General features: G+C 43.6%; 18 protein-coding genes. 9 read left to right on the top strand and 9 right to left on the bottom strand.

Annotated features, from left to right (window positions below; all coding sequences use genetic code 11):
* Positions 1-76 precede the first annotated feature (76 nt).
* Positions 77-421 carry a hypothetical protein gene (locus tag L2755_RS04255; protein WP_248979597.1) on the top strand — a complete coding sequence of 115 codons (345 nt, stop codon included), beginning with the start codon at positions 77-79 and terminating at the stop codon, positions 419-421.
* 9 nt (positions 422-430) lie between these two features.
* Here L2755_RS04255 and L2755_RS04250 read toward each other — a convergent pair whose 3' ends face one another.
* The 5 genes from L2755_RS04250 to ppsA form a co-directional block, all read right to left on the bottom strand.
* A complete protein-coding gene (locus L2755_RS04250) occupies positions 431-847 on the bottom strand; it encodes a PliI family lysozyme inhibitor of I-type lysozyme (protein WP_248979505.1) in 417 nt (138 codons plus the stop codon).
* An 89-nt stretch (positions 848-936) separates the two neighbouring features.
* The gene (locus L2755_RS04245; RefSeq protein ID WP_248979504.1) at positions 937-1,356 is read right to left on the bottom strand and encodes a MarR family winged helix-turn-helix transcriptional regulator; all 420 of its coding nucleotides are present in this window, start codon (positions 1,354-1,356) and stop codon (positions 937-939) included.
* Positions 1,357-1,511: 155 nt separating this feature from the next.
* A complete protein-coding gene (locus L2755_RS04240; RefSeq protein WP_248979503.1) occupies positions 1,512-1,946 on the bottom strand; it encodes a DUF1285 domain-containing protein in 435 nt (144 codons plus the stop codon).
* 84 nt (positions 1,947-2,030) lie between these two features.
* Positions 2,031-5,096 carry a D-2-hydroxyglutarate dehydrogenase YdiJ gene (ydiJ, locus tag L2755_RS04235; RefSeq protein ID WP_248979502.1) on the bottom strand — a complete coding sequence of 1,022 codons (3,066 nt, stop codon included), beginning with the start codon at positions 5,094-5,096 and terminating at the stop codon, positions 2,031-2,033.
* Between the two features lie 132 nt (positions 5,097-5,228).
* Entirely contained in the window at positions 5,229-7,604 is a 2,376-nt protein-coding gene (gene ppsA, locus L2755_RS04230; protein ID WP_248979501.1) for a phosphoenolpyruvate synthase, read from the bottom strand.
* A 126-nt stretch (positions 7,605-7,730) separates the two neighbouring features.
* Here ppsA and ppsR point away from each other — a divergent pair, with 126 nt between their 5' ends.
* Together ppsR and L2755_RS04220 are read left to right on the top strand one after the other, a co-directional pair.
* A complete protein-coding gene (gene ppsR / locus L2755_RS04225) occupies positions 7,731-8,543 on the top strand; it encodes a posphoenolpyruvate synthetase regulatory kinase/phosphorylase PpsR (protein WP_248979500.1) in 813 nt (270 codons plus the stop codon).
* A 168-nt stretch (positions 8,544-8,711) separates the two neighbouring features.
* Positions 8,712-9,776, top strand: coding sequence for a 3-deoxy-7-phosphoheptulonate synthase (locus tag L2755_RS04220; RefSeq protein WP_248979499.1), 1,065 nt, complete (start codon positions 8,712-8,714; stop codon positions 9,774-9,776).
* Between the two features lie 141 nt (positions 9,777-9,917).
* On the opposite strand, the gene L2755_RS04215 is transcribed toward L2755_RS04220, so the two are convergent.
* The gene (locus L2755_RS04215; RefSeq protein WP_248979498.1) at positions 9,918-10,340 is read right to left on the bottom strand and encodes a GNAT family N-acetyltransferase; all 423 of its coding nucleotides are present in this window, start codon (positions 10,338-10,340) and stop codon (positions 9,918-9,920) included.
* A gap of 274 nt (positions 10,341-10,614) precedes the next feature.
* Between L2755_RS04215 and L2755_RS04210 the strand changes: the two genes are divergently transcribed.
* Together L2755_RS04210 and L2755_RS04205 are read left to right on the top strand one after the other, a co-directional pair.
* On the top strand, positions 10,615-11,040 hold the full coding sequence (locus L2755_RS04210) for an acyl-CoA thioesterase (protein ID WP_248979497.1): 426 nt from the start codon (positions 10,615-10,617) through the stop codon (positions 11,038-11,040).
* A 214-nt stretch (positions 11,041-11,254) separates the two neighbouring features.
* Positions 11,255-11,914 carry a response regulator transcription factor gene (locus L2755_RS04205; RefSeq protein ID WP_248979596.1) on the top strand — a complete coding sequence of 220 codons (660 nt, stop codon included), beginning with the start codon at positions 11,255-11,257 and terminating at the stop codon, positions 11,912-11,914.
* 154 nt (positions 11,915-12,068) lie between these two features.
* Here the strand turns inward: L2755_RS04205 and L2755_RS04200 are convergent, their stop codons facing one another.
* Positions 12,069-13,358 carry an NAD(P)/FAD-dependent oxidoreductase gene (locus L2755_RS04200; protein WP_248979496.1) on the bottom strand — a complete coding sequence of 430 codons (1,290 nt, stop codon included), beginning with the start codon at positions 13,356-13,358 and terminating at the stop codon, positions 12,069-12,071.
* 449 nt (positions 13,359-13,807) lie between these two features.
* Between L2755_RS04200 and L2755_RS04195 the strand changes: the two genes are divergently transcribed.
* Positions 13,808-14,140, top strand: a complete 333-nt coding sequence (locus tag L2755_RS04195) for a hypothetical protein (RefSeq protein WP_248979495.1) — start codon at positions 13,808-13,810, stop codon at positions 14,138-14,140.
* Between the two features lie 61 nt (positions 14,141-14,201).
* Here the strand turns inward: L2755_RS04195 and L2755_RS04190 are convergent, their stop codons facing one another.
* Positions 14,202-17,630 (bottom strand): PAS domain-containing hybrid sensor histidine kinase/response regulator, encoded by a 3,429-nt coding sequence (locus L2755_RS04190; RefSeq protein ID WP_248979494.1) that lies wholly within the window; start codon positions 17,628-17,630, stop codon positions 14,202-14,204.
* Between the two features lie 173 nt (positions 17,631-17,803).
* On the opposite strand from L2755_RS04190, the gene acs reads away from it, so the two are divergent.
* From acs to L2755_RS04175, 3 genes are all read left to right on the top strand, one after another.
* The gene (acs, locus tag L2755_RS04185; protein WP_248979493.1) at positions 17,804-19,756 is read left to right on the top strand and encodes an acetate--CoA ligase; all 1,953 of its coding nucleotides are present in this window, start codon (positions 17,804-17,806) and stop codon (positions 19,754-19,756) included.
* Positions 19,757-19,921: 165 nt separating this feature from the next.
* Entirely contained in the window at positions 19,922-21,664 is a 1,743-nt protein-coding gene (radD, locus tag L2755_RS04180) for a DNA repair helicase RadD (RefSeq protein ID WP_248979492.1), read from the top strand.
* Between the two features lie 95 nt (positions 21,665-21,759).
* Positions 21,760-22,026, top strand: a complete 267-nt coding sequence (locus L2755_RS04175; RefSeq protein ID WP_248979491.1) for a GrxA family glutaredoxin — start codon at positions 21,760-21,762, stop codon at positions 22,024-22,026.
* 85 nt (positions 22,027-22,111) lie between these two features.
* Here L2755_RS04175 and L2755_RS04170 read toward each other — a convergent pair whose 3' ends face one another.
* The gene (locus L2755_RS04170; RefSeq protein ID WP_248979490.1) at positions 22,112-23,257 is read right to left on the bottom strand and encodes a DcaP family trimeric outer membrane transporter; all 1,146 of its coding nucleotides are present in this window, start codon (positions 23,255-23,257) and stop codon (positions 22,112-22,114) included.
* Positions 23,258-24,352 lie beyond the last annotated feature (1,095 nt).

Raw genomic sequence — 24,352 nt, 5'->3', positions numbered from 1 at the left:
TTTCATTGTACTGAACTGGCAAAGGTCATATTCCTCTGCTTGAATTAAAGGCCCTAGGATAATAGTGGGTCGTAACATGGTGTGTTTTAAGTATGATCTCAACCAAGAAAATATTGAGCTACAAGCCAGTAACTGGTGTGGTTTAGAACAAGCATATGTCGATGGCAAGCGGGTATCTAGAAAATTAAACTTTGGCCACCAGAGCGAGCACAATGTTGTGCTCAAAGATGGTAAACCCGCGAGGCTGCATCTGCTGCTCGATCCAAGGACCGAACAGCTTATCTGCCTGATATATAAACAGAACAACTTAGTGGCAAGTCTAAAACAGGGGAAAAAAGATCTATATCGAAGCCGTTTAATAACTCAACAAAGTATTCTTGCTATCGGCTTATTAATCGTATTAATACTGACAATCAGTTAAGCCAATAACTCAGCATAACGTGATATCATTAGATGTAACACAAACGAGCTGACTTGCTAGATAATTCCCGCTGCCTGCTGTCACTGTTGTAATTGATAATTTTTGTTTATCTAAACCATTTTCAATCAATACCGCTTTAACAATTGTTCCATCACGAGCAAAATTAACCGCAGCAATAAAGTCCCCCACATACAGATCTCTATACAATTTAACACTGATACTGCCAATAGAACGAGGCTCTAAGCGCCCCTCTGCAACGATTATGCTTGAGCCATTCGCAAGTGAAATAGACTGAATAAACCCTTCGCTAGAGCTTGTTTGTTTAACTACTGGTGCTGTTGGCGGCTTAGCTTTAGATTTATTGATATTGACCGAACACGCTGTTAAAGCAGCGATTACAGTCACGATGAGTAGGGTTCGATACATAAAAACTCCATTTAACGAGTACCATTTTATGAAAATTCTGTTTTGAGCCAGAAATTCATCGCGTTATAAGGACATCGATAAGACAAGGTTCAATCTGTAAACCGATTGATTTTGTTAATAAGCGCTAAGAATGTCGTTCGTTCGTCAAAATCTAAGTTATCCAGAAAGGTTTCATTGACTCGCTCTGCTTCACGAATAAGATCCTGCTCTAATGCTTTTCCATTATTGGTCAAATAGATATTGAAGGCTCGACGATTGTCGACATCTTGCTGGCGGGTGATTAATTGCTGCTGTTGAAGCTGATCGAGTAATCTGGTCATGGTGTAATTAGCCACATCACAACGTTTGGAAAGTTCAGTTTGTGTCACCCCCTCTTCCTGCCAAAGTGAAAACAGCACTGGCCAGAGCTTTATGTCCAGATCATAGCGTTTAAGCTTTTGATCTAACGCATTTTGTAGGTCTACATTTAGATGAGAGACCAGGTAACCTAAACTTTCAAACCGATTCAATCAGCACCTCCACTGCAATATAGCGCTTCATTTCATCTTATCACTTACGCTGGAAGAAACTAGCCTTCGGATTAGCTAATTATCAATATTCAATCAAACAGCTTATTAATCATTAGCTTAAAATAGTCCATTAAGCTTAAGGTAACACAAGCTGCTTAAGCTAAAAATTCATTGATAAAGCGATAAAAACAAGCTCTGTTTAGCCGAGCAACGATTGCTCTTTCTACCGTTGCGGTGATGCTTTCGTCACTGACGATAAACCCGTCAAATGACGGGATGTTGTGATGGGTACCAATACTCGACAACACTTCATATCCACCCTTTCCATCTGCATCATAATCCACAATGATCAATGCTTGGCTAGCGACTTCGACTTTCAACTTTTCTACCGGCGTGATGAGAAAGTACTCATCATCAATTCTATTCAAAATACTGGCAAACAGCTTACTAAACTTGAGCGGTAATATTCCACCTTGATAAAACCAGTCACCATTATCTGTGATTTCAAAAATTGCTTTATCTGCACACAAGGGGGCGCTCGCTTTTAAAGATGTAATCACATCAGACGCATTCGATACCTTTGTTGCCATTTCGGCCTCCACACTTTTTAACTGTAGACTCATTTGTAAGTGTATAAAAAAACTAGCTAATGCTAGTTTTAATATTGGATGTCGTTACAGTAAATTTAACAATGCTTCTAGCGGATGTTTTGGCCTAAAACCGCTAAAACGCTTCACCTGACTTCTGCAAGAATAGCCTGAAACCAAGATTTGCGATTGAGGTAACTCCGATAACGTTTGCTCCCAAGACATAGTATACAAGGATTTTGAACGCTCGAGGTTTTCAGCTTCATGACCATAAGTCCCAGCCATACCGCAACAACCTAGGTTGACAGTATTAAGCTTGGCGCCAAAATATTCAAAAATACCTTGCCACTCATTTGCAGTATTTGGCTTGGTGGTAGATTCTGTGCAGTGGCTAAACCAGGTGAACTCGGGTTGACTGTGCTCGCTCCCTTGAGCTGCATGTTCGCCTTGCGTTAACGTCGGCTCAGTTTTAAGCACATCCAATAACCATTCATTAGCCAACTGGACATGGAAGTTACCTCTTGCGCCACCGAGTACCTCAAGATATTCGTCTCGATAGCAAAGCACTAAGGCAGGGTCAATACCGACCATGGGCATATTAAGTTTACCAATCTCATTTAAGAAATCGGCAGTCGACTTAGCAGTCCGGGCAAACTTGTCCAAGAAGCCTTTAATATGGATAGGTTTGCCATTGGGTTTGAACGGCAGTAGCACAGGTTTTAGCCCTAACTTTTCAATAAGCTGTATGAAATGTAGCACCGTCCCCGCTTCATAAAAGCTGTTAAAGGGATCTTGTACCACTAAGACGTAGTTTTTGCGCTCTGACTCTGAAATTTGTTGCAGTGCCGCTAAATCATAACCACGGCTCACGTGTCCTTCAAGCCGCTGCTTTAACGTCGGCACTGATAAAGCAGGCGTATCGACATAGCCAATTGACTTCTTTATCACCCATTTGCTTAAGCGATTTTGTGAGACCGCATTAACCAGTTTTGGCGCTGCAGCCATTAACGGCAGTGAGTCTTCGATACCTGCAACCAAGTAATCTTTTGCAGGGCGCAGATAACGCTGATAATAGATATCAAAGAATTGGGCTCTAAACTTGGGCACATCCACTTTAACAGGGCACTGACTAGAGCATGCCTTACACGCTAAACAACCTTTAAGTGATTCCATTACTTCATGTGAGTAATCATACTCTTTATCAATTTTTAAGGTGTTCTGCGCTCGTTGCAGCCAACCTAATGGCTTAGCGCGTGCAAGCTCGTTGACATCGATTCCTTCCGCTTCAAGCAAACGCAACCATTCACGCATAAGGCCAGCACGTCCCTTGGGGGATTGAACTCGGTCGCCAGTCACTTTAAACGATGGACACATTGGCGAATAAGCGCTGTAGTTAAAACACAGGCCATTACCATTACAGTTCATCACATCAGGAAATGCATTTCGGGTTTGGATAGGAATTTGTCTATCAAAGCTGCCGCGCTTAACACTGTCGACATTGTAAATCATCGGCCCACTGTTTTTGGGTGTCACTAATTTACCTGGATTAAGCTTATTTTGCGGATCAAATAGCCCTTTAACGTCCTCTAGCAAGCCATATAAATGCTCACCAAACACCGCTGGGCCATATTCGCCACGTACACCTTTTCCATGCTCGCCCCACATCAAGCCGCCATACTTAAGCGTTAATTCGGCCACTTGATCAGAAATCGTTCTTAGCAGTTTCTCATCTTCTACATCGCACATATCTAACGCTGGGCGCACATGCAATACACCGGCATCAACATGACCAAACATGCCGTACTGCAGCTGATGACTATCGAGCAGAGCTCTAAATTCAATAATAAAATCAGCCAGTTTTTCTGGAGGTACGGCGGTGTCTTCGGCAAATGCCAGCGGCTTACGAGTGCCTTTAGCGGCGCCCAATAGACCAACGGCTTTTTTGCGCATCCCATAGATGGTATTAATACTGGCTCGATCAGATGTGACCTGATACCCCAAAAGCCCCGCTTCGTTATTGTCAATTTGCGCAGTTAACATGGCTTCAAGATTCGCCAGTCTTGCTTCAACATCGGTTTGCTCACCCGCAAACTCAACCATGTTTAAACCGTCAATCTCTTTACCTGGAACCTCGGTGATCAGTGATGACACCGAATGCCAAATTATGTCCTCTTTTGCCAAGTTGAGCACTTTTGAGTCAACCGTTTCCACCACAGTGGCATTGGTTTTAACTAAATCGGGGGCATGGCGCAGCGCGGATAAAAATGAATCATACTTGATGTTAACCATCATTCGGCACGTCGGTAGCGGGGTAATATTTAATTTGGCTGCGGTGATCACCGCCAGCGTACCCTCAGAACCCGTCAAAATTCGTGACAGGTCGAAATTCTCTAGCGTGTCATCCCATACATTTTTAAGATCGTAACCGGTCAAAAAGCGGTTTAATTTTGGAAAGCGTTGCTCAACCTGCTCTCGATTGTCTCTGCACATTTGAGCAATAGTGGTGATCAGCTGCTGACCTAACACATTATCGGTAACCGCTGTTACATCGTCTAGTTCTGCAAGAGTGACTGGCCTAGTGCGCAGCTCACTACCATCAAACAAAACACTAGTGAGCCCAAGGACATGATCAGAGGTTTTACCGTATACCAAGGAACCTGCGCCAGAAGCATCGGTATTGATCATGCCGCCTAGTGTGGCACGATTGGAGGTCGACAGATCAGGACTAAAGAAGAAACCATGGGGGCGCAATGCATCGTTTAGCGCGTCTTTTACTACGCCAGCTTGGACTTTTACCCACCCTTCGGCCGCATTAACCTCGAGCACTTGGTTCATATAACGCGACATATCGACAATGATACCGTGGGTTAATGATTGACCATTGGTGCCAGTACCGCCGCCTCTCGCACTAAAGACAACCTTGGCGAATTCAGCTTGATTAGCAAGCTGCAGTGCGACCTGCACATCTTCAGCCGTTTTAGGATAAATCACCGCTTGTGGCAAAAACTGATATACCGAGTTATCGGTCGCTTGGGCTAAACGCGCACTATAGCGGGTATCGATGTCACCCGAAAACGCTCCCTCTTCTAACGTCGTTAAAAAAGAAAGGTAGGTGGGTTCAAGCGTTTGTTGATGCGATAATTTCGGTAACATAGCAGCTTCTGTCAATTATTATTCTTAAGATTATGGGCTTAGTATAAACAAAAAAAAGCCGCTAAATAGCGGCTTTTTGAATGTTTTTAACGAAATGTTAAATCACGCAGATTTAACCGCGCACTTTAGCATTTAAGCTTCGTTATGCGCGTTGGCCAAATATAACCAAGTATCGATAACAGTATCAGGGTTTAGCGATACCGTATCAATGCCCTGTTCAACCAACCAAGCTGCGAAATCATTGTGATCTGAAGGACCTTGACCACAAATACCCACGTAAGCGCCTTTGGCTTTAGCGGCTTTAATCGCCATTGAAAGTAGTGCTTTAACGGCGTCATTACGCTCATCGAATAGATGGCTGATAATGCCAGAATCTCGGTCAAGACCTAGAGTCAGTTGCGTTAAGTCGTTTGAACCAATAGAGAAACCATCGAAGTGCTCAAGGAACTGGTCAGCAAGCAGTGCGTTTGATGGCAGCTCACACATCATGATAACGCGCAAACCATCTTTACCACGCTCAAGACCTTCCTCTTTCAGCAGCTCAATCACTTGCGCAGCTTCGCTCACGGTACGAACAAACGGGATCATGATCTCTACGTTGGTAAGACCCATCTCATTACGTACACGTTTAATCGCTTCACACTCAAGTGCGAAACAGTCACGGAACGATTCAGAGATATAACGGCTAGCGCCACGGAAGCCCAACATTGGGTTCTCTTCCTCTGGCTCATAACGGTCACCACCAACAAGGTTTGCGTATTCGTTTGACTTAAAGTCAGACATACGCACAATCACTTTCTTTGGGTGGAACGCTGAAGCGATAGTGGCAATACCTTCAACCAAGCGAGCAACATAGTACTCAACTGGCGACTCATAACCGGCGATCATCTCGTGGATCTCTTCTTGAAGCTCAGCCGTTTGCTGATTGAACTCAAGTAGTGCCTTTGGATGAATACCAATCATACGGTTGATAATGAACTCAAGACGCGCCAGACCAACACCTGCGTTAGGAAGGCGAGCAAAATCAAATGCTCGGTCAGGGTTACCCACGTTCATCATGACCTTCATAGGAAGATCAGGCATTGAATCAACACGCGATGAAATCACTTCGAAATCTTGCAGACCGTCATAGATGAAACCAGTATCACCTTCAGCACAAGAGACTGTAATTTCTTGACCGTTCTTAATACGTTCAGTGACATCGCCACAACCAACAACCGCTGGAACACCGAGTTCACGTGCAATAATTGCAGCGTGACATGTGCGGCCACCACGGTTGGTGACAATAGCGCTTGCACGCTTCATGATAGGTTCCCAATCAGGGTCTGTCATGTCAGTAACAAGTACATCACCGGGCTTAATTTGGTCCATATCGTCAATTGACTTCAGGACTTTAGCAACACCTTTACCAATTTTGTGACCGATTGAACGACCTTCACAAAGGACATCACCTTTAGTTTTAAGATGATAACGCTCAATAAGCTGTACATCTTCACGAGAACGAACAGTTTCAGGGCGAGCTTGAACAATATACAACTTACCGTCGCTACCGTCTTTTGCCCACTCGATGTCCATTGGACGACCGTAGTGCTTCTCGATTGTCATTGCTTGCTTAGCAAGCTCTTGTACTTCTGCGTCATTGATTGAGAATTCACGGCGCTTATCAGCGGCGATATCTTCAATTTTTACTTGCTTACCATGAGCTTTATCGTCTGAATAAACCATCTGGATAAGTTTGCTACCGATATTACGGCGAACAACCGCTTTATGGCCAGCAACTAAACTTGGCTTATGAACATAAAACTCATCTGGGTTAACAGCACCTTGAACAACCATTTCGCCGAGGCCAAATGAAGAGGTAATAAATACCACATCATTGTTGCCAGACTCAGTATCCATAGTGAACATCACACCTGAAGATGCTGTGTCTGAACGCACCATGCGCTGAACACCTGCAGATAGTGCAACACCTTTATGGTCATATCCCTGGTGAACACGGTATGAAATCGCGCGGTCGTTAAACAAAGAAGCAAATACATGCTTAGTTGCCACTAGCACAGCTTCATAACCTTTAACGTTCAGGAATGTTTCTTGTTGTCCTGCAAAAGAAGCATCCGGCATATCTTCTGCAGTAGCTGAAGAACGAACCGCAAAAGATGCGTCACTTGTTTCAGCAGCAAGCTTGTCGTAAGAGTCACGAACCACTTGCTCAAATTCTGGGTGGAATGGAGTATCGATAACCCACTGTCTGATCTGTGCACCGGCTGTAGCGAGTGCGTTCACGTCATCTACATCTAGAACGTCTAGAATCTCGTATATCTTCTGGTTAAGTCCGCTTTGTTCAAGGAATTCATTGAACGCGAAAGACGTTGTCGCAAATCCACCAGGCACTTGAACACCTGCATTTGAAAGATTGCTAATCATCTCACCAAGAGAGGCGTTCTTGCCGCCTACCTTGTTGACGTCACCCATGCCTAATTCTTGATACCAGAGTACGTATTGCTGCACAGTTCTAATCTCCGCAAGTATATTTTAGTTTGGCTCTTCACACGAGAGCATCGGCATTTTACACTCCACGGCAACAAGCGTAAATGTATAATTTTATTTGTAATTTTATTACTACAAGAGGTCAAAATGTTACGTAAAGTATTCTATATCTCTGATGGCACAGCCATCACTGCAGAAGTGTTTGGTCATGCAGTTTTGTCACAGTTTCCCCTTGAATTTGACGCACTTACAATTCCGTTCGTTGAAACAGAAAAAAAAGCAGAGGCTGTGAAGGCGCAAATTAATGATTGTTTTATTACAACAGGTGAGCGCCCTCTTGTTTTCCATTCCATCGTAAAAGCCGAGATTAGAAACATCATCTATAGCAGTGAAGGTTTAGATTATGACTTTTTGAACACCTTCGTTGCACCACTGGAAAAACAATTAGGCATAACTGCAACGCCAGCTTTACACCGTACCCATGGTAAAACCAATGACAGTTATGAAGCACGAATTGAAGCGATTAACTATGCAATGGAGAATGATGACGGCCAAACAATGAAGCATATGGATAAAGCTGACCTCATTTTGCTGGGTGTGTCTCGCTGTGGTAAAACCCCCTCAAGCCTGTATCTATCGATGCAGTTTGGTATAAAGGCAGCGAACTATCCTTTTACTGAGGATGACATGGACAATTTGAAGCTCCCGGATGCATTAAAGCGCAACAAAGATAAATTATTCGGCCTAACGATTGATCCCGTTCGTTTACATGAGATCCGCCAAAGCCGCATGTCGGACAGTCGTTACTCCTCACTGCGTCAATGTCGATTGGAAGTGAAAGAGGTAGAGATGATGTACAAAAGAGAGCGGATCCCTTTCGTAAACACGACCAATCATTCAGTTGAAGAGATTTCAACCAAAATCCTCGAAGCCACCAGTTTAGAACGCCATATGTTTTAAATGTCCATCCCCTATTTAAAGGCTTTTTAGCGTAAAAGCCTTTAACATAAATCAAATAGTTACAATGAAACGGCAAATTTCCATGATTTGCCACTGTGCATAGCGCTACGATTAGTTATAATCCGAGGTAATCAGGCAAACAGCCCATACGAACGCTCGGTATTGTGAATGACCATTAAAACAGACGAACTACGTACCTCCCTTTTATGTAAGGTGATTTCACCTGCACAACTCGCTTCTGAATACCCTTTAACCCAAGATGCTGCCGACTACTTAGTGCAGCAGCGACGTGAAGTTGAAGCTATTATCAATGGCGACGATCAACGTTTACTTGTCATTATCGGCCCTTGTTCTATACACGATACTGAAGCTGCACTTGAGTACGCTAAGCGTTTGGCCACATTGCACCACCAATATCAAGATGACCTGTGCATTCTAATGCGCGTCTACTTTGAAAAGCCTCGGACTACTGTTGGTTGGAAAGGCCTTATTTCAGATCCAGATTTGGATGGTAGTTTTAGCCCTAATAAAGGCTTACGTAAAGCACGCCACTTGTTACAGCAGATCACTGAACTTAAGTTACCTATCGCGACCGAATTTCTTGATATGGTCAATGGTCAGTATATTGCCGACTTGATTACGTGGGGCGCTATTGGCGCACGTACCACTGAAAGCCAAGTTCATCGCGAAATGGCCTCTGCACTGTCATGCCCTGTTGGTTTTAAAAATGGTACTGATGGCAATATCGATATTGCCGTCGATGCAGTGCGAGCAGCACAAGCACCACATATCTTTTATTCACCCGATAAAGACGGTGCAATGGCCGTTTATCGTACCCATGGTAACCCATTTGGCCACATCATTTTACGTGGTGGTAAGCAGCCTAATTACCATAGTGCAGATATCGAAAAAGCCGTAGAACAACTTAATAGCGTGGGGGTAACTCAACGTATGGTAGTTGATTTTAGCCACGGTAATAGCCAGAAAAAACACAAACAACAGCTAAGTGTTGCCGACTCTATCATGCAGCAGATGAGCCAAGGCTCAACCGCAATTGCTGGCATTATGGCAGAAAGCTTTATTGAGGAAGGCAATCAGAAAGTCGTGCCAGGTGAAGCACTCATCTACGGTAAAAGTATTACCGATGCATGTCTTAACTGGGCAGACTCAGAAATATTACTGCGCGATCTAGCCAAAGCATCTCGCGCAAGAATCGAGTTATTGAAAAAATAATCTTACTCGAGTCAAATTTAGATCCTTAAAAACGCAGTCACCTCGCAAAGTGACTGCGTTTTTTATATCTTTAGCCATTTTATGCTACTGACTCTATCTTCTATCGGGCTAACACTAGCAATTACCAAATCAATGAGAGTCTCAAACTAAGTTTTTTCTTAACCAGCAGCGACTATGGCCTGGAAGGTAGTCCTCAAGTTCACCAAAAACGCGGTAGCCTTGTCGTTTATAGAAATCTACAGCTTGATAGCTAAAACTGGTTAAATGCGAATGTTCACAGCCATGAAGTCGAGCTTCAGTCTCAATCTTATCTAGTAAACGGATACCATATCCTTGACCACGCAGATCGGCCGATACCCATAGAGAGTCGATCCATAACCAACCAGAATTTTCATAGTTCCCTATAACACCTCCGATTAGTAATCCTTCACGATCTCGCAGTACAAATGCTAATTCTTGCCGTCCTGTTGCGGGAACTTTAGTTTGGCTAAAAGCTTCTATACCATCCCAAATAGTATTTTGTTCCTGCTGTGATAGCTTATCTTTACGCTCTATCTGGTACATTAAGTTTTTCCTTTTACCTCTGTATAGCGATACAAATAGTCCGAATCGCCATTAACTCTATAAATTTCATTCAAATAAAACATCATCAACGTATTGAAAATTAATGCGATTGTAAAGCTAGTAAAAATCACTTACAGCGATTGGTGTGCTGCTTGATTATCTATATTGCTCTAGTGGCCTCTAATACATTTAAACATATGTATGAATTAGCTGTTTTGAGCGCTAACAAACGACTATAATCGCGCGCCTACAATGCATAACCTTAGGTTGCCGTATGCCCTTAACAAACACACCGACTCAATTTAATGAAGCCATGTCACTTAGAGTTGAGCAATCTGAAGCTCGTGTGATCAAAGCTGTATTTCCATCTATAACCAACCATCACAACACCCTGTTTGGTGGCGAAGCATTGGCTTGGATGGATGAAACTGCTTTTATCGCAGCCACCCGTTTTTGTCGAAAAGCACTCGTCACGGTAAGCTCAGATAGAATCGATTTCAATAAAGCCATTCCTGCGGGTTCACTAGCTGAAATCATCGCTCGCGTGATCCATGTGGGTAACACCTCAATCAAAGTGGAGGTGAACATCTTCGTTGAAGACATGTATAGAGATCATCGCGAACATGCCATACGCGGTGTGTTTACCTTTGTCGCCGTTGATGATGACAGAAAACCCACCACGGTTTGGACTCAAGAATAGCCGTGCGTTGAGGATTAGCAGCATAATCCTCATTGTTTCTTTTCAGCGATAAAGCAGAGCTACTAATCGCTTGCTAAACCTTTAGACCAAAGTCTAACTCTGTAGCGAATTTCACGAAATTATAACCTTTCGCTGATAAACTCATAGAACCCCTTATCATTTATCTGTTACATTGAACTACCTTCACGCGCAACAAAAATTACCCTATAAAGCCATGAAGCCTGAAAATTTAAATATTATTATCGCCGATGACCACCCTTTATTTAGGAATGCACTAAGACACGCTTTGTCGTCTGCATTTATCAATACCCAATGGTTTGAAGCTGATAGCGCTGATGCGCTGCAGAAATTATTAGACAATAAAGACATTGAATATGATGTCGTACTGCTCGATCTACAGATGCCGGGTTCTCACGGTTATTCTACGTTGATCCATCTTCGAACCCACTACCAAGAACTGCCTGTGGTTGTGATCTCCGCTCATGAAGATAATACAACCATTAGCCGCGCAATCCATTATGGAAGCTCAGGGTTTATGCCTAAATCTTCGTCAATGGAAACCCTTGCAGCAGCACTCGAAGCTGTTCTGTTCGGTGATGTTTGGTTGCCTGATGGTGTTGAGTTATTGGAGATAAGTGCAGACGGTACCGATCAAGTCGCCAGTAAACTATCCGATCTCACGCCGCAGCAGTACAAGGTGCTGCAGATGTTTGCCGAAGGTTTGCTTAATAAGCAGATAGCCTATGATTTAGGTGTTTCAGAGGCAACAATTAAAGCCCATGCCACGGCAATATTCAGAAAACTCGGCGTGCGAAATCGAACTCAAGCCGTTATCGCTTTACAGCAGCTAGAGATGGAAAAAATCGACCTCTAGCCTGCTAAACATTGTTAATAAAAAACCGCAATTAATTGCGGTTTTTTATGATTTAAATATGCCGGCGCCCATTTGGAATAACTCAATAAAAGCAAATGGTAACCAGCCTTATTACCACTTCAAACTCCCTCGAATAGATTAATACCAAGCTTTATTATCTAAAGTTCTCCAACACTTTGTAATACATCATTCCTAACGCTAGCGCCTGGTTTCCAAACCACTCATTCAGCGGGATCCGCAGATGTGACATCTCAGCAAATAAACTAAACTCTTGTAGCTCTCCAACTACAGCACTGGCCATAATTTCGCCCATAATATGAGACGTCGCCACACCATGGCCAGAGTAACCTTGGCAATAAAAAACATTAGCCGATGCTTTGCCAAGCTGAGGAATACGATTTAGCACTATCCCTGCCATCCCCGTCCACTGGTATTCTATTTCTATCCCTTTTAACTGAGGGAATGTGCGTTCAATAGCGGGTCTCAATGCCTTGGCAACATCCTTTGAATCACGGCCAGAGTAATTAGTGCCACCACCGAACATCAAACGGTTATCAGCGGTTAAACGGTAATAATCCAACACGAAGCGAGTATCATAGACAGCAACGTCTTTGGGAATAAGGTTTTGAGCCTGCTCTGGCGTCAATGGTGCGGTAGTGCAATTACCTAGCGATGCAGGAAACAGCATACCTCTGAGCTTTTTTCGCGCCAGTTTATGGTAAGCATTACCTGCCAGCACTACACTATTGGCGCTGATCTTACCTTTTGCTGTTGTCACTGTCGCAACCACACCATCATCAATATTCAGTACAGCTGAACCTTCAAAAATTAGCGCCCCCATACTTTCAGCAGCTCTAGCTTCGCCAATACAAAGATTGACAGAATGAAGGTGCATATTACGTTTATTAAGCAGGCCCCCATGATACAAAGGCGTATTAATGTATTCGGGCAGCTCAGCTTTTGATAGCAGCGCTAGCTCGCTTTCCATTCCACGACTGCAGCCTTCATCAAAAGTCTTCTGCAGCTCACCTATGTGGCTAGCTTTGTAAGCGGTATGTATGTGTCCAAATTTAAGATCGCACTCAATAGCATATTTTTTAACTCGGGCCTTAATAATCTCATGCCCACGCCAACGCATATTCCATACGAACTGTTCAGCTGCAGCACCCAATTTATTCTTAAGCTGTTTGGTCATAGCAGCATCGCCAGACAAACTTCCTGTCACCTGCCCACCATTGCGCCCTGTTGCCCCCCAACCGATCTTATTCGCTTCAACAATGGCAACTTTATAGCCTTTTTCACATAGTTCCACAGCCGTCGCGACGCCAGTAAAACCACCCCCAACAATCACTACGTCGACGCGAATTTCTCCCTCAAGTTCGGGGTAATCTGTTTCATCAGTAATGGTGGCGTTGTAGTAGGAGTTGCAGCGCGGTTCTGACATAACAATTTCCTTTTGATTAATCGATCACTTCTATGTTTTATATATTTTACACGGCGTTCAGTATATCCACCTTTATATTCTGGTCAAGTAGTCTTAATGCTAAGACTCTTCTTGAGCAAGAAGAGTCAAACAAGCCGAACACCGCTTTGGGGGTAAAGGCTGTTTATCCAGTTTGAATTGAAAATTTTGAGCGATTCCGAATTGACTGAAGACTTAATGCTATTGCTATAACTTGTCGAGTGATATTTCAGCGACTATCTTCAATAGTGAATGTTTTATACCCTTCCTCATAGAGTAGTGATTAATCCACAGTGCAGTGCTTTCCCCAAGCACGTCAATGTCGAACGGTATAGATAACAAGTTGTGCAAATTTATTGTCGATGGGTTTTCAGGGAATGATCTCTGCAGGTTCGGCAGATTAATTAACGATTAACATGAAGGACTGTGATATGAAAAAACTCTGTTTAGCGATTATCATTTTCACCCTCAGTGCCTGTGCTTCAGCGCCTGCCACCTGGAAAGGTATGTCAGAGCGTGACATTGCAGCATGGAAAGAGATTGGTTTTAATGCTGAAAAAGCGCAAGCGTGGAAAGGTAGCGGATTTAACCCTGAGCAATCTCAAAACTGGTCAAAGCAAGGCTTTGATCTAACCAATGCTAGTAGTTGGAAAAGCCAATCTTTTGATGCTCAAGAGGCAAAAAACTGGAAGGCTGGCGGATTCGATGTAGAAAGTGCGGTCGATTCTAGAGATAAAGGCCTAACCCCCGTCAAAATTGAGTAACTAGCCTATTATGATGGAAACGACACACTTAGTCGGTGTGCCGTTTTTCATCGCTAGATAACTAGCCTTTACTAACCAGACTTGAAATCAACGCTCTTAGGGCGGCTGGTTTGATCATTTTAGCCATATAGTGATAGCCACGGGCGTGTACATCATCAATCAGATCTTTACGCGTATTGGCGGTGATCAAAATACCCGGCAGATGCTCACCATAAAGACTACGGACGCCATCCATTGCATCGACACCATTTTGATTGTTATCTAAGTGATAATCAGCCAGTACGATATCAGGAGCCACGCCTTTTAGGCCTAATTTAATGCGAGCGTCGGCAAAATCACTGGCGCAAATGACCTCACATTGCCAGCGAGTCAATAAACTCTCAAGCCCTGCTAAAATCGCCTCTTCATTATCAATACACAAAACCTTGATACCCGCTAATGGTTGCAATAACGACGGTATTTTCTTTGGTGTGGGCGCGGTTACTTTTACGCCAAGTGGTACTCTAATGGAGAACACAGAGCCTTGACCTAAAATTGAAGTCACACTAATTTTATGCTCTAAAACACGGCTTATTCTATCGGCAATGGCGAGGCCTAAACCTAAGCCACTGACACTTTTACTTTGTGGATTATCGAGTCGCTTAAACTCTTTAAAAATCTCCAGTGTGTCACTCTCATCAATACCGCAACCGGTATCCAGTACCTGGATCTCAAGCTCTGTCTTGTGGTAACGGCAACCCAACAGCACACGATTACCCTTAGCGTAGCGATAAGCATTGGTTAGGAAGTTTTGCAGTACTCGCCTGAGCAAACTCGGATCTGAGTTAATGGTTGCTGAACAGGGGATTGAACTAAACCTTATTGAGCAGTCTTTAGCCATTGCCTGAAACTCTACCGTTAAACCATCGAGTAAGTCCGCAATAGCAAAATCTCGGCGATTGACATCTACCATGCCAGAGTCCAATTTAGAGATATCCAGTAAGTCAGTCAGCAGTTCTCCTGCAATTTTAAGGGAGCTATTAACATGACTTAATGTTGTTTTAGCTTCTAAATCCAAATTTGGATACTGCGAGAGTGATGCCGTAAATAATCGAGCAGCATTTAATGGCTGCATCAAATCATGCCCTACTGCGGCTAGAAACTGACTCTTTGAGGCATTGGCCATCTCCTCTTGCGCCTTCGACTCCAGCAGCTTACTGTTCAGCATCGATAGCTCAAAAGTACGCTCTTTGACTCTGGCTTCTAGTGTCTCATTCGACTCTTGCAACGCTTTGGCTTGCAAACGATATTGAGTAATGTCGGTAAACGTCATAACAAAGCCGCCACCAGGCATAGGATTACCTTGGATCTTTATAACCTTACCATCTTTACGTTGTCGCTCAGACACATGTTGAGAGCCATCTCGCATATGCTGCACCCGCTTGTCAACTTGTTCATCAATATCACCTAGGCCGCAATAGCCGCGTTTTGCATTGAAATGGATGACATCGCTAATGGGCATACCAGCCTTCAAAAAATTATCTGGATACTGATAAAGCTCAGCATATTTAAAATTCCAAGCCACAAGATTCAGATCTTTATCCACCACGCTCATACCTTCATATGCGTGCTCAATCGCGCCGCGCAGCACATCTTGGCTCAAAATGATTTTTGAAGACGCCTCATCCACAAGGCTAAACACTTCATCTAACGCCAAGTCTCGACCTTGTAACACCGAATCCATCACCAATGACGCACTAGAGGCGCCAAGCACTCCCGAGAGCATATGTTCTGTGTGTTCAATCAATTCAGGCGGGGCGACTTTATGCCAACTATCGCTCTTTACTGCATCTTCAGAAAAACCAGAGAAGCTCTCATATGCTCGGGTTGGACTCACAAAACGACTCGCTAGGATGAGTAAATCTTGCTGTGAAACCGCCGCACTCTTGCGGTTTGTGGACTTCTTTAACTGCCCTGGAGTGACAAAAGCGCTAGCTTGCATTCGTTCAACAACACCGGCACGAAACCATACAGAACCAAGTACATAACAAGCACAGTTCGCTAGCAAGGCGATGAGAATATCGCGAACATTAGGTTTAATCGAATCGAGTAAGGCAAAATCGGTTATAACAAGTCCAGGTGATTGAGCCACACCTTGCAGCAGGATATAACACCAACAACCAAACCCGACCGCGAGTCCCAAGAACACGCCACTTCGATTACCGTTTTTCCAATACATACCACCGATTAACGCGGGTGCCAGCTGCGCGAATGCACCGAAAGACAACATACCTAGAGAGGATAAAGAGTCGTTATCCATAAACGACAGATAACTAAAATAGCCCAACGCTAAAATAAGCATGATCGCCAATCGGCGAGCATTGAGTAATAATTGCGAGAACTGGCTGAAGTTTCGAGCTTTTATCTGCCCGGTACGCAGCATTAATGGCACCAGCCACTCATTACTCACCATGACGCTAATCGTCACAACCGCGACAATCACCATGCCTGTCGCCGCTGATAAAGTGCCAAGCAGTGCCACAACGGCAAGCCAAGGTTTATCAAGCGCTAGGGGAAGGTTAATCACATAAGTATCCGCAGCAACGGCATCACCCAACAATAGCTTTCCGGCTAACGCTAACGGCGCAACAAATAGACCAAACAACAACAAATAGAGCGGAAACATCCACCGCGCTTTAACCATGGTTTGTTCATTACTACACTCAACCATCATCACATGGAACTGTCTTGGCATGCATAAAAAGGCCGCCATTCCCACCAGTAACTCAGGCATTAGAGATTCAATGCGCAAATTGGGTTTACCGATCAAATCCCGCGCATTCGCTTGCTGCCAGATATCGCCAAAGCCATCAAAAACACCAAAACTGATCACAGCGCCAACCAATAAGAAAGCCCCTAACTTAACCAACGACTCGAATGCTATCGCGAGGATCATGCCAGGGTTATGCTCGGTTGCATCCAGTTTACGAGTACCAAATAAGATGGCGAAAACAGCTAATATGCCAGTAATGACTAACGATACTTTAGCGCCATCAAACAACGCCCCTTCAGGTTGAAAAAGGTTCAAGCTAAAGACCATCGCCTTAAGTTGCAGCGCAATGTAGGGCATGATGCCAAACAGGGCGATTAGGGTCACAATTGCCGCTAGTAGCTGTGACTTACCGTATCTTGCCGCAATAAAGTCGGCGACAGAGGTAATATTTTGCGCCTTAGACACAATCACCATTTTTCTAAGCAGACCAAATCCAACGGTAAAAATAAGAATAGGCCCGATAAAGATTGGCAGAAATGACCATAAGTCATCGGCAGATTGCCCGACCGTGCCTAAAAAACTCCAAGAGGAGCAATACACAGCAAGGCTTAAACCATAGATCCACGCTTGAATACGCTTGGTAATGCGGCTAAACCAGCGCTCTGCGCCCCATGCGATGAGGAACAATAGACAGACATAAATAATGGCAATGGTGCCAACAAGCACAGTCAAATTCATAGGATTCTCTTTTTTTCCCTATTTTGCGGTAAAAAACAAATGAAATCTAGCCAAAATTAATTTACAACCATTTAAAAAATAAGGATATTTTTTTACTAGACCAAGGTCTAATAGAGATATAGCCCTTACACAATTCATACTCTTCTCACGCACTATTAGATAAGGGAAGCCCAATGAGCATGCAGTCTCTCTACAAAGTTCCAAGTGAAATCGCTGAAAACGCACTTGTAAATGACGAACAATATAAAAAAATGTATCAGGAGTCGATTGTAAATCCTGAAGGTTTCTGGAGAGAACACGGCAACCGTATCGATTGGATAAAGCCCTTCACTAAGGTAAAGAAGACTTCGTTCGATGACCATAACTTATTTATCAAATGGTTTTATGATGGCACGTTAAACGCATCAGCTAACTGTCTAGACAGACATTTAGAAACTAACGCCGATAAGGTCGCTATTATCTGGGAAGGCGATGATGCTAAAGATCAACGCACTATCACTTATGGTGAATTACACAAAGATGTATGTAAATTTGCCAATGCCCTTCGCAGCCAAGGGGTACGACGCGGCGATGTCGTCACAATATATATGCCTATGGTGCCAGAAGCTGCCGTAGCCATGCTTGCCTGCGCCCGTATTGGTGCCATTCACTCTGTGGTATTTGGTGGCTTCTCACCTGATTCAATCGCATCTCGCGTTATTGATGGTAATTCTAAAGTGGTGATCACCGCCGATGAAGGTCTACGAGCGGGTCGTATTATTCCTCTCAAAGCCAATATCGATGAGGCACTCGCTCATCCTGACGTCGATTGCGTTGAAAAAGTCATTGTAATGAAGCGCACTGGCGGCGACATCAACTGGGTTGAAGGTCGTGATATCTGCTGGAACTCTTTGATGGATACTGCATCAGAGTATTGTGTTCCGGAAGAGATGGGTGCAGAAGACCCACTGTTTTTACTGTATACCTCAGGTTCAACCGGTAACCCGAAAGGTGTGTTACACACCACCGGTGGTTACATGGTATACGCGGCGATGACCCACGAGTATGTATTCGATTATAAAGACGGCGAAGTATATTGGTGTACTGCCGATGTCGGTTGGATCACGGGGCACTCCTATATGGTGTATGGTCCACTCGCCAATGGTGCAACCGTATTAATCCACGAAGGTGTGCCAAATTATCCGACACCAGCACGACTCGGTGAGATAGTTGACAGACATAAGGTTAATATCCTTTATACCGCCCCGACGCTCATTCGCGCGCTAATGGCCGAAGGCAAAGAGCAGTTCGATAACTTTGATGGCAGTTCATTGCGCATTATGGGCTCAGTCGGTGAACCGATTAACCCAGAAGCATGGCGCTGGTACAACGATGTTATTGGTCATGAGAACTGCCCTATTGTTGACACCTGGTGGCAAACTGAAACTGGCGGTATTTTGATTAGCCCACTGCCAGGTGCTACTGACACCAAGCCTGGCTCTGCTACCCGTCCCTTCTTTGGCGTCCAGCCCGCACTCGTTGACAACATGGGCAATATAGTTGAAGGCGCGAATGAAGGTAATCTGGTTATTCTAGATTCATGGCCAGGACAGATGCGCACCGTATTTGGCGATCATGAACGCTTTGTGCTGACATACTTTAAAACCTTTAGAGGCATGTACTTTACTGGCGACGGTGCAAAACGCGATGAAGACGGTTATTACTGGATCACTGGCCGTGTCGATGATGTTATTAACGTATCAGGTCATAGACTCGGCACTGCTGAAGTTGAAAGTGCGCTAGTGGCTCATGAACATGTCGCTGAGGCCGCTGTAGTGGGTTATCCACATGACATTAAGGGCCAAGGGATCTATGCATACGTAACGCTCACTCGAAGCACTGTAGAAACAGAAGAGCTGCGACAGGAACTTAGACAGTGGGTTAGAAAAGAGATTGGTGCATTGGCCACACCCGATTTAATCCAATTTGCAGGTGGTCTACCTAAGACACGTTCGGGCAAGATCATGCGTCGTTTCTTGCGTAAGATTGCCGCAAATGAAGTAACCAACTTAGGTGACTCTTCAACTCTTGCCGATCCTGCAGTGATTGACACTCTCATTGAGTCACGACTTAACCGCAGCGAGTAATGCTTAAGCACTTATAGCCGTTTTACCTTCCCTAGCCCCTCACTGAGGGGCTTTTTCTTATGACTTTAATAAACAGGCCAAAATTTTACTTATCGTCACTGCATATTTGTGTGATCATTTCGCTATCCGCTCTGCTCCAATGGCATGCCAAACGGAAACTAACTCGTGCAACTTAGAGATTATCAGCAACAATCGGTCGATGCGGCCATCAGCCATTTTAAATCCAGTGCCGACTCCGCGGTGCTTGTCTTGCCTACTGGCGCGGGTAAAAGCATTGTCATAGCAGAGCTTGCCAGAATAGCTAAAGGCCGCGTACTTGTGCTCACCCACGTAAAAGAACTGGTGGCGCAAAATGCCGAAAAAGTCGGCTTACTCACCGATAAAGCGTCCATCTATTCTGCTGGGTTAAATCAAAAATCAACGGCTGGCAAGACAGTGGTTGCCAGTATTCAGTCAGCGGTTAAGCGCCCGACTCAATTTGACGAGCCCTACAGCCTGGTGATTATCGATGAATGCCACCGCGTAAGTCCTGATAAAGACAGTCAGTATCAACAACTATTAAGCCATTTAAGGTCCAAGAACCAGCGTTTAAGGCTACTAGGATTAACCGCCACCCCATATCGATTAGATTTAGGGTGGATCTATCGCCATCACTATCATGGAAAAATAGGTAATACTGATAAACCTGTATTTGAAAAGTGCATTTTCGAACTGCCGATGCGCCCTTTAATTAAGCAGGGGTTCTTGAGTCAGCCTAAGATGTTTGATGGCTTGAGCGCCCAATATGATTTTAGTGAACTAACCTCATCGCCGACAGGCGAATATAACGAGTCAGAAGTAAACTCCATACTCAATCATTGTGGCCGCGCCACCACGGCCATTGTTAAACAACTCATTGAACTAGCAAAACATCGTCAAGGGGTGATTATCTTTGCCGCTACGGTAAAACACGCAGAAGAGATAATGGCTAAGCTTGCGGGATATAACCCAGCACTGGTCACCGCTAAGACATCACGAGAAGACCGAGACCTGATCATCAGCGCTTTTAAAGCCAAGCAGATCAAATTTTTAGTCAATGTTGCCGTATTAACTACTGGCTTTGATGCACCCCATGTTGATCTTATTGCGATTATGCGTCCAACCGCATCGGTAAGCCTTTTCCAGCAGATGGTTGGCCGCGGCTTAAGGATCGACAAAGACAAAACCGAATGCCTGATTATTGATTATGCAGCCAACGGCTATGACTTATTCTATCCTGAAGTCGGTCAACCTAAACCCAACAGTAAATGTAAGCCGGTGCAAGTTCACTGCCCTGTGTGTGATTTTGCCAATATATTTTGGGGCTTAACCGATGATGATGGCGATATCATTGAGCATTTTGGTAGACGTTGCCAAGCTTTGATTGAAACGGCTAAGGGCAAACAACAGTGCGATTTTCGCTTTCGTTCCAAGTCTTGCCCTAATTGCGGCGAAGAGAACGATATTGCCGCCAAGATATGTGGCCATTGTCAGGCTGTATTGGTTGATCCTGATAAGAGGCTCAAAGAGGTATTACAACAGAAACATCATCACTTGTTCAAATGTCAAACCATGTTGCTCGAGCCTGAAAAGGAGCGTTTAGTAGTGCGTTATATCGATATCGAGGGCAATGATTTTTGTCGTTACTTCAAGATGCAAACGCCCGCACAGATAAGAGCCGTCTTTGCACTGTTTATTTTCCCCCACAGCAAGACGCCTGGGATGAAGCATAAGAAATATAGCTCGGCACAAGAACTAGCTGCAGATGAGTCCTGTTTTAGAAAGCCCGACTTATTGTTGCTGAAAAAAGGTAAAAAAGGTTGGGATCTGCTGGAGTCTATCTTTGATTACCATGGCCGCTATCAAACACAACCTTCTGAATTAGAATAGAAATCAGTAATGCGATTAAACCGAGTTTAAATATCGATTAGAACTAATCTCCTGGCTATGTTATAAAGTGCTCAAGCTATTTTAGAGGAATTATTATGTTTGTTGTTATTTTCGGTCGTCCAGGTTGTCCTTATTGTGTTCGAGCAGTTCAAGTTGCTGAGCAACTTACTGAAAAGCGTGATGATTTCAAATTTAAATATGTTGATATTCACGCTGAAGGGATCAGCAAAGCCGATCTAGAAAAAACAGTCGGTAAGCCAGTTGAAACAGTTCCACAGATCTTTGTCGACAAAGACCATGTTGGTGGCTGTACTGAGTTTGAACTGTATGTGCGAGACAACGAGTTAATGCCAGCGGCATAAGTTAAGCGCTTTAAACAAAAAAAGGAGGCTATCGCCTCCTTTTTTGTGGGTAACATTTTATCTAGTTATCTATCTACCCCATCGACTAAAGCACATATTTCATTGAGAAGATGACTCGACTTAACTCGCCATCAAAACCATTTTCTTTAGTATTCTTAGCGTACATATACTCAACGCCCACTGTTAGTGGCTTCACAGGTGAATACAATAGGTTGAGGTATCCTGAGTATGAATCTTTGTTGACGTTATTACCGATTAAATTGATTTCGTTATCAGCTTTGAAGCCAGAACCTGTGATACTGGTACGCCATTTATCATTCCACCAGTGACGGTAAGAGATGTAGCCACCGTATGAGCTTATAGCATTTATATCACCATTAGCGTCCAACACACCGGCATTAGCATAGTTAAGTGCCATATAACGCCCTAAGCCTTCACCATAGGTCGCTGACATTTTAATATCATCTTGTCCAACAGGAATAACACCGGTAAAGCTCAAACCATAACCAAACTCAGATGAATCTAGATCATCTTTTTCAATATTAAGCTGTCGTGCTAGCCCTGCAAAGGTAAAGGCTGCTCCACCTTCTGTTTTCATGTTGTAGCGCGCAACAAAATCAGGCACCATGCCGCTGCCACTAGTAATACGGGCACCCGTTGGATCACGATAGCCGTTTAACGTCGTTTCTGGATTCTCAGCAGAGAACTGAAAACCACCATTGGTGTAGCGAACCATGGTTTGACGCACGAACGGCGTACCTTCAGCTGCACCAACAAAGTCTAAGTTTTCAGGCAAAGCACCTGGGTTTTGGAAGGTGGTCCACATTTGGCCAGCGGCCCAATTGTCAAAGCTGAGAAAAGCTTGACGAATACGAGGAGAGTAACTGTTTGATACTCGCTCGTTACCGTCGCTATGAGTCATAAAATCAAGTTCAATAAAGCCGACCAGCTTATGACCATCAATATCAGTAGACGATTTAAAGTTAAAGCGTGACTCTCTTGCATGAAAGTCGACGACTTGGTTGCCTCTGCTTGAGTCACCATAAATAGTCCCTGGTACATAAAACTGACGAGATAGGTTCCCAGAATCAGGTGCGCCATTACTGTAGTCACTAAACATAACATCAGCTTTTACATAACCACCGAACTTAAAATCTGTCTCTGCATATGCACTGACGCTCATTGTCGCAATTGCTGCTGCGCAAAGAACGCTTAGTTTTGCTTGTTTCATTCCCTTTCTCCCATATTTTTTATTTTCCTTACGAAATATGACCGACTTAACAACAAGTCAACATTAGCAATAGGTCTATCAGACAAAGGTAGAACGACCTTTACAAATTAATCACATTCCCATTCAACGCCGCTAATATTAGTAAAGAATTATCCAAAGTGTTAATTAGTACCGTTTTTGGGGGGATAAATCATTAATGAAATTTGAGGTTTTGCTGAAAGATAAATAGGGGGATATCTAGAAGAGACTTTACAAGCGAACACCTTATGCATTTAAAACAATACCTTACACTTATTAGTTTAGATTTTTATTGCACTGCAAGAAATGTGTAACAATTTTGTCATCTCATTAATTAAAACTCTGAACTATTTTATTGAGTCTTTGCCAGTTTACTCTGTCCAACTTTACCAACAGTCTTGAGTCGGTATACAACTTAAAAATTTCGTTAGAATGATTACCTGCCAATATTTCTGCCTAGAATGGGATGGAGAATAAAAACCATTAGGCGAGATGCTTCCTTAAAATAACCGATATGCAGATAGAGACTGAGATAGCAGGCTTCACCAGTTTTATCTATTACATAAATGCTGCATACACATTATCGAGTAATATACATGACAAGAACCGTGCTCATAAAACGAACAACCGTTTTGGAAGCATATTTGGCATTTTCAATTTTAAAAATAGAATAGATAAAACGAGTAAGTTTTTGCAGTAGATTATTGCGAAAATCGATTGAAACAGAAAGTGGTGGGCTGTGAAGGATTCGAACCTTCGACCAATTAGATAAGAAAGAGCAAGCCAACTGCCTATTCATCGATACCATCAGCAACTGAGCTAACGACCTATCTCATAATCGTCACGTTATACGAACGCTGTAAAAATTGAATATATAAGTAGATTATTGAAGTAAACGATTGAAACAAGGAAATGGATTATTGCGGTAATCGATCGAAACAGAAAGTGGTGGGCCGTGAAGGATTCAACCTTCGACCAATTGGATAAGAAAGAGCAAGCCAACTGCCTATTCATTCATACCAGCAGCAACTGAGCTAACAGCTAAATCTAGATAGCACAAAATTTGTATCAGTCAGA

It is taken from the genome of Shewanella abyssi (assembly GCF_023284025.1).
Lineage (GTDB): Bacteria > Pseudomonadota > Gammaproteobacteria > Enterobacterales > Shewanellaceae > Shewanella > Shewanella abyssi.
This window is presented reverse-complemented; position numbering and strand designations above follow the sequence as displayed.